The sequence below is a fragment of the Amycolatopsis sp. genome, assembly GCF_035546795.1.
Lineage (GTDB): Bacteria > Actinomycetota > Actinomycetes > Mycobacteriales > Pseudonocardiaceae > Amycolatopsis_E.
The window spans coordinates 136809-151081 of record NZ_DASZWC010000028.1 but is presented as its reverse complement, the minus strand read 5'-3'; the positions used below and the strand labels follow the sequence as shown (position 1 = coordinate 151081).

The following is a 14273-nucleotide window of genomic DNA, read 5'->3' as shown; positions in this document are numbered from 1 at the left end:
ATCTCGTACGACGTGCCGAGGGAGGGGTCCTGTGACACTTCGCTACTTTGTGACGAGGATACTGCAGGGGCTGGTTGTCGTTCTGGGTGCCGTCCTCATCAGTTTCCTTTTGACGAATGTTATCGGGAAGCCTTCCGACGTGATCGGTGGCCCGTTCCTAACCGCCGACCAACGGGCCGCTTTGAATGTTCAACTTGGTTACGATCGGCCACTTTTCTATCGATTTATGCATTATATTTCGAGGATCTTCGTCGGCGACTTCGGTGTGTCCTATAGGACAAATCAGGGGGCCATATCAAGTGTCCTTACCGCGCTTCCAAACACTCTGATTCTTGTACTTGTCGCCATAGTGGTCGCCGTATTCGTGGGTCTCGCGCTGGCGATGCTCGGCGCTCGTCGCCCGGACATGCTTGGCGACCGCGTGGTTCGCCGTACCATTGGCGTGCTCCAGGGGGTTCCAGACTTCTGGCTCGGCCTGATGCTGATTCTGCTGTTCTCCGTAAAGTTGGGTAAGCTTCCAAGCTTCGGTTTCTACGGACCAAGTTCGATCGTGCTCCCGGCTGCGACGCTGGCCCTGCCGGTTATTCCGATCATGTATCGATTGTTCAGGGGCCAGTTGCTCGAGGTATTGTCCAGTGAATTCGTCGAGGCAATGCATTCCCGGGCGATATCGACAAACAGAATAATGTTCCGACATGCACTTCGAGGAATTTTGGGTCCTGCAAGTAACTATATTGCGCTACAGCTTGGCTACCTTATTTCCGGAAGTATTATTGTGGAAACAATATTTTCCTGGCCAGGCATCGGCAACCTGGTGGTTTCCGCGGTACTTGCTCGAGACTTCGTAGTGGTTCAGGCAATAATAATAGTTGTTGCGCTGTTCTACGTCTTGCTGAACTTGATTGCGGACGTAATCATGTTCGCCAATGATCCGCGAGTTCGGGCGGGAGGCTGAGGATGCTGTTATCCGGTCGCGTCACCAGGATTGAGAAGCGGTCCGCGCAAGAGCGGGCTAAGCCAGGGGTCGCGTCCCTGCGCTCGGGAATCATAGTTTTCGGACTCTTGGCCTTCCTCGTTTTCGTCACATATTTCACTCAAGGTGATCCGAATGAGCAGGATCTATCGGTCGGTGCTGTTCCGCCATTATCCGAGGGGCACCTGCTTGGCACGGATGTGCTCGGACGTGACTTGCTCGCGTGGTGTGCACGTGGCGTCGTGACATCCTTGATAATCGGCTGTGCAGTAGTTTTCGTAAGTGCGTTTGTTGGGGTCCTTGTCGGCGCCTGGGCAGGCTACTCGGGAGGTTGGATCGATGCCGTGCTGATGCGGCTTGTCGACCTTCAACTCGCAGTGCCACCACTTGTGATATTCCTGGCTGCGTCGATGGTCATCCACGCGACTATGGTCGGCATGATCGTCTTATTGGCGTCAGTCAGCTGGGTTCCCTATGCGCGGTTGGTCAGGGCTACGGTCCTGGTGGAACGGCAACGGGGGTACATTGCAGCCGCACGGCTGGCCGGCGCTCGCAGGACTGGTATTTTGTTCGGCCACCTTGTGCCGGCGTCGGCAACCCCGATCGTTGTCTTTGCTTCATTGCACATAGGATTTGTAATTCTGTCCGAGGCGGCGCTATCGTTCTTGGGATTAGGCTTGACTCCGCCAACTGTCAGTTTGGGGTACATGATTTCACAAGGCCGTGATCAGCTCGGCAGTGCCTGGTGGGTCGCAACTGTGCCAGGCTTCTTTGTGGTTTTTCTAGTTGTTGCGGCCAACCTGGTCGGAGACGGCTTACGAGACCGACTTCGAGTGAATGTGACGGGGTGACGCATGACTGACATTGCTTTGAAAGTCGAGAACCTGACCGTCACTACAGCCCGTTCCGCGGAATTGATTTCCGGCGTTGACTTGACTCTGTACCAAGGCCAACTGCTGGGACTTGTGGGTGAAACCGGCGCGGGAAAGACTCTCACGGCGCGCGCGGCGCTCGGCCTCCTGCCTCGCGGACTGCAGGGGTCGGGTCAATTGCAATACAGTGATGGAGCGATACTCGACGTATCTGATTCAGAGCAGCTCGCTCGTCGCCTTGGCACGACCGCGGGTCTGATGTTCCAGAACCCGGTCGGAATGTTCGACCCGTTGCAGCGCATTGGCGCACAGCTCGTGGAAGCGGTCGTAAGCAACGGCTTGATGTCGAAGACGGCGGCAGAGGTCAGGGCTCGTATGTTGTGCGAAGACCTTGGGTTGGGCAACGGGGATACGCTCTTCCGTCGTTACCCGCATGAGTTGTCCGGCGGTATGTGCCAGCGGGCGGCCCTTGCCCTGACTTTGATGCCGGAACTCCGTCTTCTGGTGATAGACGAGCCGACGTCGGCCCTCGATGGTCAGAACCGAGTTGCGGCGCTACGACTGTTGCAGAGGATCGCGAGAGACCACGACGTTGGCATCCTGCTCATATCTCACGACCTGAATCTGGTGAGTCGGTTCTGTGACCGCCTTGTGGTGATGTATGCCGGACGGGTGGCAGAGCAGGGAGTAACCACGGACGTGCTCGGTGCGCCAGCTCATCCGTACACCGCAACCCTCCTCTCGTGCTCGTTGAGTCTTGATCGTGGCAAGCGGCAGAAGTTGCCAACGGTTTTTGGTGAACCTCCGCTGGCAGGCGAATGGCCATCGGGTTGCCATTTTCATCCGCGTTGTGGACGCGCTACCGAGAAGTGTGCGGCGGAAGGGCCGGCGCTCATGGAAATTGGGCGCCGTGAAGTCGCCTGCCATTTTCCGGGATAGGAGGACTGTCGTGAGCGAGACGCACGTATCTGGCGGATTGGCGATAGAGGTTGTCGATCTTTGTAAGGCTTTTTCGGGTCGACGGGGCGGGTCCGCCCACCTGGCGGTCTCGGCAGTGTCGTTCGCGGTTGAACCTGGTAAAACCCTTGCCGTGGTTGGCGAGAGCGGTGCGGGCAAGACGACTATTGTCCGCTGTGTCGCAGGACTCGAAGAACCTACCTCTGGCACGATCCGCGTCGACGGGCGGCCGTTGAAGCTGCGCCACGGGAAAACGAACCCGGTTCAGATGGTCTTCCAGAATCCGCGAGACGCCCTTGATCCGATGCGGACGATCGGGTCAAGTATCGCCGAGCCGCTGCGGGGTATGTCGCGAGCCGGTCGAAAGGCGCGCGTGGAGGAGTTGCTGACGCTGGTGGGCATCAGTGCGAGGCGGGCAGGCGAACGTCCTGCGCAGTTCTCCGGCGGCCAGCTCCAGCGAATCGTTATTGCACGTGCGCTCGCCCCAAGCCCGCAGGTGATTCTCTGCGATGAGCCTACTGCGGCGCTGGATGTGTCTATTCAGGCGCAGATCATCAATTTGCTCCTCGACCTCCAACGGAAAAGCGGGTTTGCCGCTGTTCTGGTCACACATGATCTGGCGGTGGCGAAAATTCTCGCCGACGACGTCGTGGTACTGCGGAAGGGCGAAGTTCTTTTCTCAGGGTCAATGGACCAGCTACTTATGCCGGATGAGTCTCGCGATTCCTATGTCAATGACTTGGTGCAATCGACTCAAGATTGTGACCTCGCTGTCCCTGTTGCGGTGTCCAGGACGGCTTGATTCCAGTGGGCTGCACTGATGTTGCGAGTCGGCCTGTCGGCCTTCGTGGACAAGCCGCTTGGATCGGACGCTGATGGGATCCGAAGGTTCGCCTGTTCACGACGGCCTCGCTCGATAGCATATTGGCAAACCTCGGTCCTTCGGAGCAGGCGATTGTTCGACGGTCTGACGGTTCACGCCACAGGGAAGTCCGTGACGAATCCGGTGCGATGGCTGCCATGACGAACCCGTTCCTGGGCATGGTCCGGGACCGGCAAGCCACCGGGCGCGGAGAAGTCGCTTGCCATGGCTCTGCTCGTGCTCCAACTGACAGGTGCGACACCGTGATCGCGCGGGCCTGGAAGCGTGGGAGTGGCGACCGAGACACGACTGCCGGGGTTCGAGCCGGGTGATTCGCCAAGCTGAATGTTCGACTTACTCAGTGAAAATTGACCAAGAGGTCTCGCCGCGAAGTAAAGCGCACGGCTGGGCGTCGAAGCCCGTGAATCGCTTCTGTACCCGCGGCTGTGCGCGAACCAGTGTCCGGACCCGGGTCCTGCACCGGAACCCACGGCGTTGGTGATCACTTGCCTCACGACGGCCGGCGTGCTTACTTACATGCATACACTTAGAGAGTTGATGCCAAGTCCGATCCCACCTGGCCGCGCGGCGGGCCTGGGCGCGATTCTCGGTATCTTGGCCCAGGCGGTTGCCGCTGTTCGGCGCACCGGGTCACCGTGACTGCCCGTTGTTGGAGGATCCGATGGATGTTGATCTCCTGTTGCGTGGGGCCACCCTCGTTGACGGCACCGGCGCGCCTCCGACTCTGGCGGATGTGGCCATTCGGTCCGATCGCATCGTTGCAGTCGGGATCCTGCCGGATCTGCCGGCCGCCAGGGAGTGCGATCTTCAAGGCTTGGTGCTCTGCCCCGGATTCATCGACATCCACACCCATTCCGACCTGACCCTGCTGCACGACCGAGCGGGTGCGAGCAAGGTGCTGCAAGGCGTCACCACTGAAGTGACCGGGAACTGCAGCATCTCGGCGTTTCCGTTCGCGTCGGAACGCCTGTCCCTGCACCGAGATCATCTGGATTGGATCGGCGACACCGCAGGCCTGGATCTGGACTGGCGAGACCTGGACGGATATGCCGATCAGTTTTCGAACGGCGGAGCACCGGCCCTCAATGTCGCGCCGCTTGTCGGTCACGGCGCCATCAGGATCGCAGCGATGGGGTTTGACCAGAGATCTGCGACTGCCGCAGAGCTCGCGGCTATGTGCTCGCTCCTGGCCGAGAGCCTCGACCAAGGTGCTTTTGGCATGTCGACCGGACTCACGATCGTCCCGTCGTCGTTCGGCTCTCCTGACGAAGTGTGCGAACTGGCCAAAGTTGTAGCAGGCCGCGACGCGCTGTACGCAACACATTCGCGTTCACCGGTCGGCGAGGACTTCCCAGACATCCGGGACGCCCTCTCGACCGCGACCGCGGCCGGCGTACGTCTGCAGTTCTCTCATCTGGCGATCAACGAACCAGCTCGCTGGGGACAGGCGGATCGTGTGGTCGCACTCTTCGAAGATGCCGAGAGCAAAGGCTTGGACGTGGGGTTCGACGTGTATCCCTATGCCGCGTCCTCATCACCATTGGTCCAGTACCTTCCTGGTTGGGTTCAGGAAGGCGGAACCGAAGAATTGCGTGAACGTATGTCTTCCGCATCGACCAGGGCCCGTGCCGAGGCCGAACTCAGTACAGGCTTTTTCGGCGGCATTCCCTGGATCTGGGACCGGGTTGTTGTCAGCAGGGCGGGTGCACCTGACACGTGGTGCACCGGGTTGAGCATCGAGCGGATCGCTGATGAGCTCGGGGTGGATCCGGCCGCGGTGGTACTGGATCTGTGTCTCAGGCACGGCAACAGCGTCGACATCGTTCTGTTCTATCGGACCGAAGAGGACATGTCGGTCTTCCTGGCGCACCGACTGGCGGCCATCGGCTCCGACGGGATGGCATTCCCCTTCGAGCAGCAAGGGCGGAAGCCACATCCCCGGTCGTTCGGCACGTACCCCCGGATCCTCGGCCGCTATGTGCGGGACAAGCAGACCCTCGGTCTCGGCGATGCTGTCCACAAGATGACCGGAGTTGTCGCTGACCGGCTGAAGATTGCTGATCGCGGTCGCGTCGAGGAAGGCGCCTTCGCGGACCTCGCGGTGTTCGATCCCGTAAGGATCGTCGATCAGGCTACATTCTTCGATCCGACCCTCCCGCCCATAGGTGTCGTCCATGTCTTGGTCAACGGCGAGTTCGTGGTCGAGGACGGCCGGCAGACTCAGTCCCGGCCAGGCAGGTTTCTGCGACGGGCAGGGTGACGGCGTCGCACCACGTCCGCATCGTGGCCCACCTCCGTCAAGTCGGGCACGCCAACCACATTCAGAAACCGTAAGCGAGAAAGGGTTCTCGTTCGGACTTCGCCAGCGAATCCCAGAGTTGAGCGGATGACATTCGGTGAGCCGCGATCCGGCCGCTCCGTGTGAGGCTCGTGGCTGAAACCCCGCCAAGCATGATCGCGCCCAAAGCGGACACGTCCATCTCCAGGTCAGGGTGGGATTCGCTGCGCGAACAGCTGCCTCGGCCGGCCACGACCTCGAGCCGGAAAGTTCCTTCCGCGTAGCCTTCACGATCGTGCACCGACAGGACCAAGTTGCCGTTCCCGAACCAGGACCGCGTGTTGAGCAGCTTCGGGACGTCGAACGGGCGAAGCCAGAGCCCGTCCTGGCGATCTGGACGAAGCCGCCGAGCGTCGACGACCCACCAGCGCAATGGGTCGTCCACCGGATGCCGGGAGACTCGGATCTCTTTGACATCAGGAAGAGACAGCAAGTGCCGCCACAGTGTCGCGGACGAGGACGCGGTCGTCGCCAGGAAATCGGTTACGTGCAGCACCTGACCACCGGTCCCTGCCGATTCCCGGTAGACGACCAGCCCGTCTTCGCCTGCGGCGGCGCATCGCTGGACACCTGCGTTCTCGTCAGCCAACCCAAGCAAGGCATCCAGCAGCGAATCGTCCTCAGCCAGGTCGAAGCGCTCCCAGTAGCTGGGCGTGGGAATGACCTGCCCGGGGGTAGACCGTGCCCCGGCTTCGAAGAGACGACGTGCGAACAGAGGTGCCTTGGCACGGGGAAGGTCGTAGGAGGCAGTTGCGCCGTTATCGAGGTCTGTGCGCCAGCCTGCGCCTGGGACATCGATCGCCAATGACTCGTGCCACGCCGCAGGCCCATATCCGCGCCTCGCATGCAGCGGCCACTCGGCCACCACGCCGACCGCGGCTGCCAGATCTGTTTCCCTGCACCAGTTGTGCAGGTCGACCATCATTGCGGCGAGCAGTCCCTGCCGCCGCATGGCGGGAACGACTGTCCCGCTGGCGACTGCACCGACCGGAATCGTCTGCGCTCCTGGCATGACCATGTCGAAAGCGAACGCGCCTACGGTGGCTACACATGCGTTGTTCTTGGTCACGGTTACCGCGTGGTCGTGGCGACGGGCGGACATAAGGTAATCGAGGATCTGGGGGTCCCGTGGGGGTTCGTGTCCGAAGCCGAGGAAGACCTGGTCCAGCCACTCAGGGTAGTCCGCCGATGTCACTTCGACCATTTCACAACCGGTGGGTAACGATATTTTCATGAACGCTTCCTTCGGATTGTGGTGTCTCGTGCCGCCGAGGTCGTTCCAGCTCCGCCCTGATTATCTAGAAAAGCTCTGAGGACGTTCTCGGTCACCGTTGCTACGTTGTTCTTGAATCCGTTGACGGGAAGCGCCGGGACCCATCCCATAGAACCGACGGAAAACACGGAGCCACCTGAGGTCCGCATCAGAACCATGTCAGCGCGAACTTTCTCGTTCGTTGACGCCGTGATCTCCGTAGTCGACTCCATGACGTCTTCGACAGCCAGGCAGTAACGATCGGAGTTACCGCACGCCGAGGCCAACACTGCGGCGTCTGCCCCACCGAGCATCGCGTCGTACCGGTCGATCTCATCACCTCCGGCGCCATCCATGACTAGGCCGAAGTCGCCGATACGCTCGTCGTCGACATCCCGGAACACCCAGTCGTAGGCAGGGTCGAACGAAATTGCGGTGCGGCGGTAGAAAGCCGCTTTCTTGTCCCAACCCTGCGCACTGAAACCGACACCGACGAGCTCGTTCGGTGGGCGCCCTCGATGGCGCCAGAGACCACCTTGTTCGCCGGTCGTTGCGTGGTAGGTCTCGCCGGGATGAGAGGTCCATGCCCGCGTGCCCGCGTAGCCCCGTCGGACCTCGATCACGTCGGCCCGGCTCGGATGTATCGACGTCACCCAGTAGAAGCCGTTGCCACCCAGATACATCAGGTTTCCACCCGTCTCCGTGTAGTGGCACAAGGCGTCGAGCATCCCTTGGGTCACGTACTCGGGATGGCTCCCGGTCAAGACGACTTCGTAATCAACGAGAGCGGCCGCACCGTCTGCGTCCAGCTCGCGATCGGTGATGACATCGACCGGAACGCCGAGGTGGTCGAGCCACCACAAGATGTACATGTCACTGCTGAAATTCCGTGGACCGCCGGTTAACCAGTTCCGGTAGTAGGGCCTGACATCGAGCAGCGGTCTCTGCCATGACGCGTACACCACGCCGCTGCCATCCTCATGCACATCATAGAGCGACTTACCCCATTCGGGATGTTGCAGCATGACCTCAGGCACGAGGTCGGCTATGGGTTCGAGTCCAGCCGAGTCCAGAAATTCCTGCGCGAATCCCTTACGGCTGTTTCCGTACGCCAAATAGGTGAGCCATGGCAGCACGACGACGGTGGCTGGGCGCCGGTCGTCGGATCCGGGCAGCACGACGAACGGCAGAAGGTCGCCGGCACTCTCGTTGGTGCACCGCACGCCGTAGACCCCGGTGCGCAGGTCTGCTGGGATCTGGATTTCGAGGTCGCGGTCCCAGCCCGCGCCGCCTAGGTCGTCCGCGTGGAAATACACCGCACTGTACTGTTCGGGCGCATCAGCAAACCTGGTGCACGAACCATCCCAGAGATGGCCGCGCACCGCGCGAGTCGGAAAATTGACAAGCCGCGCATCACGCGACATCGGACCGGTGTCGGCGACCCATTCGGTGGTCAGCGTTTCACCGAAGCGCCAGTGCGACAGAAGCAAATCCTGGCAGTCCGCAGCCTTCGAGTCCAATCCGTAAACATGAAGGCTGTCGATCTTGCCGGTGAAGTTTGCAGACACCCGGACATCCGAGTCGCGATCGGACGTGCGACGTGCGGCGACGACCAAGTCGTCAGCGCACTGGCGGAGGAAATCCGGCTCGCACACGACAGAGGCCGAGATCGGCTCGGAGCGGCCAGGCCCTATCAATGTCAATATCAGCTGCCTGGATGTCGAGTCATAGTCGAATTCCAAATGATACCAGCGGGCAGCGTCGTCCTTCAATGGAACAGACACCTCGACAGCCCGGGCCGTGCCCACGGCTCGCACCGCCGCGTACGAGGTGGTGGTCAAGGTGAGTTCCCAGCCTGTGTGAGATTCCGGATCGATGTTGCCGAGTACTACTTGGTCCGAGCGTGCTGGGAGCAGGGTCGGCTGGCACCACAGCGAGACTCGTAGGCGGCGGAGTTCGCGCAGATCGTTTCCCAGGCCTGCGACATGTGCGAATGAGCCGCCTTGCGTGTGTTGCTGTCGTCCTGCCCCCTCGATTTTCGATACACCTTCAACAGCGGTCAGATCGTCGTATGTCCAGACATCGGGAGCTCCGGGTCGAGGTAAGGGCCCCACGATTTCCGCGACATAACGAGCAGAAGTGGTCGAAACCATGCAAGCCAGCGACTGACCCGGGCGAACCGAGAAACGGTCGGTATAACCAACGAGATAGTCTTCCATGTCACGAGTCCGAAAGGATGAATCGCGTCCTGTTCATTGGATGTCGCTAACCGTTCTGAGCGCCAGTTTTGACCATCGAAGCAAAGTCATGTTGCGGTTTGTATCCTAGCAGGCGACTCGCTTTGTCAATTGACAATTCGAATGCCATCGTCATCGGCATTTCCACTGTGACCGTGTCCAAATCGTACTGATCTGCCACGACGGCTGCGCCTTCTGAAAATGTCGTCGTACCTGGCCCAACGATGTTGAAATCTTCATTTACCGCACGATCATGTTCCAATGACAGCAACGTTCCCGCGACTGTGTCGCGCACATCTGACATCTGCATTGACCACGGTTCGCCACTCGGGCCCACAACCACTACCGCAGGATTGTCCGTACGTCCACCGACCTGTCGCTCCAGCGATCCCATGACGTCATCAACCTCGTCGAACAACTGCCAGATGTTGCTTCGCCTGCCGATGGAGATCTGCGAACTCAGTAATGCGCGCAACCAATCGAGGCGGAACCAGGACACGGACTCGTGCGGTGCCAGGGCTGTGCCAAAACGCAAAATCGTGTAAGGAAGGTCGTGAAGTGTGCCGTAGTTGCGCACCAACTGTTCGCACAGCAACTTCGATGTCCCGTAATAGTCCCCCGGGATTTGTGGGTGGTCCTCCGTGATCGGTGTGAAAGCTGGGCGCATCGGGCCGTAAGTGGCGTCCGTACTCGCGTACACGAAGCGCCTGGCGGGATGTGCTCGGTCCACGGCCGCCTCGAGTACGCGTAATGTCCCCATCACGTTGATGTCGTAGTACTGCTCGATCGGCGTGTCCGCCAAGGCCATCTGAGCCGCCAAGTGCACCACCACGTCCGCGTCCGACACGGCATGGGAGATGGCGTCACCATCGGTCAGCGATGCCTCCACCACCTCCACGCTGGTGCCCAATCGGTCGGCAAAAGGGTCGCCGGGGCGAACCATGCAACGAACCCGATGCTCGCTCGCGTCGGTCAGTTCTTCAATCAGAACCCGGCCGATGCGGCCGTTGGCGCCGGTCACGCAGAAAGTGGTCATCTGTTTCCTCTTTTTTCATTTTCGATCGGTAAGTGCTCAGTTGAAAGCCCGCCAAGACATAAGAATCGTATCTTGACGTGATCCGTACTTCGGAAGGCTTTTCGCGGTTTTCCGATGTAAGTATTGTCAGGGTTTCGGCGACCCATTCTGTTGGATTCGAAGCGTATTTGGGCAACCGTTGGGGCTGCGAATCGCGAGTTTTCCGATTCCTCGAACAAGGCTATTGAGTGCCGTCCTTGTGAAGCAGGCAGCGAGTTCAACCGCCGACCACGGGCTGACGCCGGCAGAAGTACCAGGGGAGCGGGGTCCCACTCGTTACCCCCACCGCTTCGACGACTGGTCGTTCGCTTCCGTACGTGGGTTTTCTTCTGGTGGGGTGACGCCCGTTGGTTAGGGTCGTGGATGCTCTTCCTTGGTCGGCTGGGGATGCGGGCGAGGCAGCTCGCGGTACGTGACTGCCAGACAGCCGAGGAGGTCTTCCTTGTCGAGGACGAAGCCGTTCCCGTTCGGGTGACTTGCTCGCGAAAGCATCGGGGCGACGAGGGATGACGGATGGGTGGACGCGGCTGGGATTCGGGCTTGTTGGCTTGTCTCGTACGACCAGCGCAGGTAACCTGCTCTTCTACATTGAAATAGATGATTTCCCTAACGAAATGATGTTGATCGGGGTCGGCCTCGCTGCGGCGGCTGATGGGAGACGAATCGTCCGTGGCACTCAGTGCCGTTTACGTGTCGAGACGCTCCGGACGTTGCAGGAATCCCGCGGGACATGCTGCTGGTTCCGTATGATTTCAGTTCCGTCCGTCATTAGCGCGTTGCCTCATGTCGTCAGACCGGAAATTCTCGTGGACGCGAGGCCGAGGGCCTCAGTCTGCTGGGCGTGGGCGCGCTGTAACCGCCGCGCCCATTCCTGTTCCCCGCACGCTGAGCCTTCCTTGCGGTGCAGGGTCGGCCAAGTTCTCCAGGAAATGAGTGGCTCCCGGCCGACACCACCGATACATGCCTCGTAGCTGAAGCGAGTCGATCTCGGTCCCAACATCGCACTGATCAGGAAGGAAACGCATTTGATGGAGTTCCTGGCGCCTGTCCTTCACCGGGTCAAGGGTGAACAGACTATGGAGGAAGTGGTTCTCGAAGAGCCCAAGCAGGGTGAGGTTCGTGTCCGCATGGCTGCCGCTGGAATCTGTCACAGCTGTCTCAGCCATGCGGACGGATCCTTCGGGGATGTTCCACTTCCCACGATCCTCGGCGACGAGGGCGCCGGGGTTGTCGACGCCGTTGGACCCGGTGGTTCCGTGCTGCGGCCAGGTGACCATGTCATCGTCTCGTGGGCCCCGAGCTGTGGTCGGTGCCGTTTCTGCACCTCGGGCAGGCCAGGTTTATGCGAGAGAATACTCGTTCCGGGTTGCATGAGTGACGGCACACCGCGGTTTCGGATGAACGGCGACCCTGTGTTTCACATGGGGCCGTCCACCTACAGCCCGTACATCGTCGTCGACGAGAGTGCAGCGGTTTCGATCCGGAGGGATATGCCGCTGGACAAGGCAGCGCTCATTGGGTGTGCTGTCACGACCGGGCTCGGCGCTGTGACGAACACCGCCGGCGTGCGGCCGGGCAACAGTGTCGTCGTGTTCGGATGTGGCGGCGTCGGCCAGAGCGCCGTCCAAGGTGCTGCTTTGGTTGGGGCCAACCCGGTGATAGCGGTCGATGTCGTGGACCACAAGCTGGAGATGGCACGGCGACTGGGTGCCACGGAGACGATCCGAGCCGATCAGGCGGATGTTGTCGACACAGTCCGTGATCTCACCGGTGGAGGTGCCGACTACACCATCGTCGCTGTGGGATCCACGACCGTGATGGAGCAGGCCATCGCTGCACTGGGGAAGTCCGGTACCTGCGTGTTCGTGGGAGGGCCGCGTGTCGGAGAGTCCGTCGCCGTCGACCCGTTCCACCTGCTGACAGGTGAACGCCGAGTCGTGGGCTCGCGTTACGGATCGTCGAATCCGCACGTGGCGTTTCCACAGCTCGTCGACCTGTACCTCGCCGGCAAGCTCAAATTGGACGAACTGATCAGTCGTCGCTACCCGGTCGACCAGGTGAACGAGGCATCGACGGCGTTGGCTGAGGGTCTCGATCTTCGTGGGCTGCTTGTCTTCGACAGGATCTGATCGTTTGGCCGGACAGGCTGGTGGGACGCATGCCGCGGCGTCGGAAGGATATGTCGATGATGGGCCAGGAGGTGACTGTACGCGGCCACCTGCCTGGTTGTGAGGTGCGAGAGAGCGTGCTTACCAACGGTCCGGCGACCGGTGCCCGTCAGGTGGAAATGCGTGTTGAGGGTGGTATCGATCTGCGGATTTCTCCGGACCGTGGCTTTGACATAGCACAGGCGTGGTGGCGGGGTGTTCCGATCGCGTGGTCGGATCCGAGTAGAGAAGCGCTGCCGACGCCCAACGTCAGCGGGGTTGAATGGTTGCGAAGTTTCGCTGGTGGGCTACTCACCACCTGTGGTCTGCGCCACGTCGGTCAACCGCGAAACGGGCACGGGCTGCACGGTCGTTTTTCCCACCAGCGTGCCGAAGTGCTCGGTCGCTGGGAGACCTCGTTAGACGGAGTGCCGGCCGTGGCCGCGACCGCACGTATATCCGAGCCGGGCTCGTTCGGCTGCTTGCTCGAGCTCGAACGGACAGTCAGCACCCGCGCCGGCACGGGAGCAGTCGAAGTGCGCGACGTGGTGACGAACAGTGGTGAAGTGCGGGAACCGCTCGAGTTGCTATACCACTTCAATTTCCCTTTTCGGAATGGTCGGCCACCTGAAGTGCTGCTCGACGGAGAGATGGTGACAGACGATTTGGGTGGTGTTGAAGAAACGATCGAGCTGGAGATCCAGAAGAACAGCACGATCGCGATTGAGCTGAGAACACCCGCTTCAGGCACGGTGCTGGAGTTGAGCTGGGAATCCACGGTACTGCGGTACCTGCATATATGGGTGTATCCGGGAGCGTCAAACCGTGGCGTGCTCGCAGTGGAGCCATCGACAGTACCGATGTTAAAAGCTCATGCCAACGAGGACAGCTCGCTTCACCTGAAGCCGGGTGATCGAACCGAGATAGCCCTGACGCTCCGGGCGCACGAGCAATGAGGTGGCCATGCATGGGACGTCGGCCGAGGCTGACTGAGGTCGGCGTCCCATGGCCAACCGCTTGGGCACGCCTCGCGGAGCTGCCGGAGTTCCCAGGTACGAGATCTGCCCGATTCCTCGTTCTTTCAGGAGGGCTGCAATGACATCAACGACTGCGAGCCTGGTCGTCGTCACTGGAGCGGGGACAAGTATTGACCGTGCGATTTCACCGCTCAGCGAATCCGGACGCGCGTTGTGTACTCGTCGGATGGCGCGCTGTATGACGGTCCAGGGAGACTCTCGTCGTTGATGCTGGTATGGCTTCGGAAGAGGGCGAGCCCTCAGTGTTCGCGCTTGGGGTCGCCACGGCCAAGCTCGGCGTGCGTGTCAACACAGTTTCTCCAGGATTGATCAAGTCGACAGGTACGCCGACAAACTACTCTCGGAGCGGGCGAAGGTGAGCTTCATGACCGGCGTCGAAGTCATCGTAGATGATGGATGGACGATTTGGTGAAGCGGTGTCTCCGTCGCGCTGGGCCGGCGTAGCGCAAATCGGCCCCGTTGAATTATGGGGGACTTTCGCTAGTATCGCATTCTGCGATGT

General features: G+C 60.6%; 10 protein-coding genes. 7 read left to right on the top strand and 3 right to left on the bottom strand.

Annotation, left to right across the window (positions count from 1 at the left end):
- Window positions 1-31 precede the first annotated feature (31 nt).
- The 5 genes from VHD82_RS18235 to VHD82_RS18215 all read left to right on the top strand — a co-directional run bounded on the left by VHD82_RS18235 (window position 32) and on the right by VHD82_RS18215 (window position 5945).
- The gene (locus tag VHD82_RS18235; RefSeq protein WP_325704796.1) at window positions 32-955 is read left to right on the top strand and encodes an ABC transporter permease; all 924 of its coding nucleotides are present in this window, start codon (window positions 32-34) and stop codon (window positions 953-955) included.
- 107 nt (window positions 956-1062) lie between these two features.
- A complete protein-coding gene (locus VHD82_RS18230) occupies window positions 1063-1824 on the top strand; it encodes an ABC transporter permease (RefSeq protein WP_325704794.1) in 762 nt (253 codons plus the stop codon).
- A gap of 3 nt (window positions 1825-1827) precedes the next feature.
- Entirely contained in the window at window positions 1828-2784 is a 957-nt protein-coding gene (locus VHD82_RS18225; RefSeq protein ID WP_325704792.1) for an ABC transporter ATP-binding protein, read from the top strand.
- A 10-nt stretch (window positions 2785-2794) separates the two neighbouring features.
- On the top strand, window positions 2795-3604 hold the full coding sequence (locus tag VHD82_RS18220) for a dipeptide/oligopeptide/nickel ABC transporter ATP-binding protein (RefSeq protein ID WP_325704789.1): 810 nt from the start codon (window positions 2795-2797) through the stop codon (window positions 3602-3604).
- 742 nt (window positions 3605-4346) lie between these two features.
- On the top strand, window positions 4347-5945 hold the full coding sequence (locus VHD82_RS18215; RefSeq protein ID WP_325704786.1) for a D-aminoacylase: 1599 nt from the start codon (window positions 4347-4349) through the stop codon (window positions 5943-5945).
- 61 nt (window positions 5946-6006) lie between these two features.
- On the opposite strand, the gene VHD82_RS18210 is transcribed toward VHD82_RS18215, so the two are convergent.
- The 3 genes from VHD82_RS18210 to VHD82_RS18200 are packed head-to-tail and all read right to left on the bottom strand — an operon-like array spanning window position 6007 to window position 10548.
- Window positions 6007-7227, bottom strand: a complete 1221-nt coding sequence (locus VHD82_RS18210) for a GNAT family N-acetyltransferase (RefSeq protein ID WP_325704783.1) — start codon at window positions 7225-7227, stop codon at window positions 6007-6009.
- Window positions 7228-7253: 26 nt separating this feature from the next.
- Window positions 7254-9494, bottom strand: coding sequence for a N,N-dimethylformamidase beta subunit family domain-containing protein (locus VHD82_RS18205; protein WP_325704781.1), 2241 nt, complete (start codon window positions 9492-9494; stop codon window positions 7254-7256).
- 46 nt (window positions 9495-9540) lie between these two features.
- The gene (locus VHD82_RS18200; RefSeq protein ID WP_325704778.1) at window positions 9541-10548 is read right to left on the bottom strand and encodes an NAD(P)-dependent oxidoreductase; all 1008 of its coding nucleotides are present in this window, start codon (window positions 10546-10548) and stop codon (window positions 9541-9543) included.
- A 1067-nt stretch (window positions 10549-11615) separates the two neighbouring features.
- Here VHD82_RS18200 and VHD82_RS18195 point away from each other — a divergent pair.
- Together VHD82_RS18195 and VHD82_RS18190 are read left to right on the top strand one after the other, a co-directional pair.
- Window positions 11616-12716 (top strand): Zn-dependent alcohol dehydrogenase, encoded by a 1101-nt coding sequence (locus tag VHD82_RS18195; protein WP_325704775.1) that lies wholly within the window; start codon window positions 11616-11618, stop codon window positions 12714-12716.
- Window positions 12717-12772: 56 nt separating this feature from the next.
- Window positions 12773-13690 carry a DUF4432 family protein gene (locus VHD82_RS18190; protein ID WP_325704772.1) on the top strand — a complete coding sequence of 306 codons (918 nt, stop codon included), beginning with the start codon at window positions 12773-12775 and terminating at the stop codon, window positions 13688-13690.
- The last annotated feature ends 583 nt before the right edge of the window (window positions 13691-14273 follow it).

What these genes read in the sequence shown, in the direction of transcription:
- VHD82_RS18225 (WP_325704792.1), top strand. Translation starts at nt 1,828, where the DNA reads ATGACTGACATTGCTTTGAAAGTCGAGAACCTGACCGTCACTACAGCC.
- VHD82_RS18215 (WP_325704786.1), top strand. Translation starts at nt 4,347, where the DNA reads ATGGATGTTGATCTCCTGTTGCGTGGGGCCACCCTCGTTGACGGCACC.
- VHD82_RS18210 (WP_325704783.1), bottom strand. Translation starts at nt 7,227, where the DNA reads ATGGTCGAAGTGACATCGGCGGACTACCCTGAGTGGCTGGACCAGGTC.
- VHD82_RS18205 (WP_325704781.1), bottom strand. Translation starts at nt 9,494, where the DNA reads ATGGAAGACTATCTCGTTGGTTATACCGACCGTTTCTCGGTTCGCCCG.
- VHD82_RS18200 (WP_325704778.1), bottom strand. Translation starts at nt 10,548, where the DNA reads ATGACCACTTTCTGCGTGACCGGCGCCAACGGCCGCATCGGCCGGGTT.
- VHD82_RS18195 (WP_325704775.1), top strand. Translation starts at nt 11,616, where the DNA reads ATGGAGTTCCTGGCGCCTGTCCTTCACCGGGTCAAGGGTGAACAGACT.
- VHD82_RS18190 (WP_325704772.1), top strand. Translation starts at nt 12,773, where the DNA reads ATGATGGGCCAGGAGGTGACTGTACGCGGCCACCTGCCTGGTTGTGAG.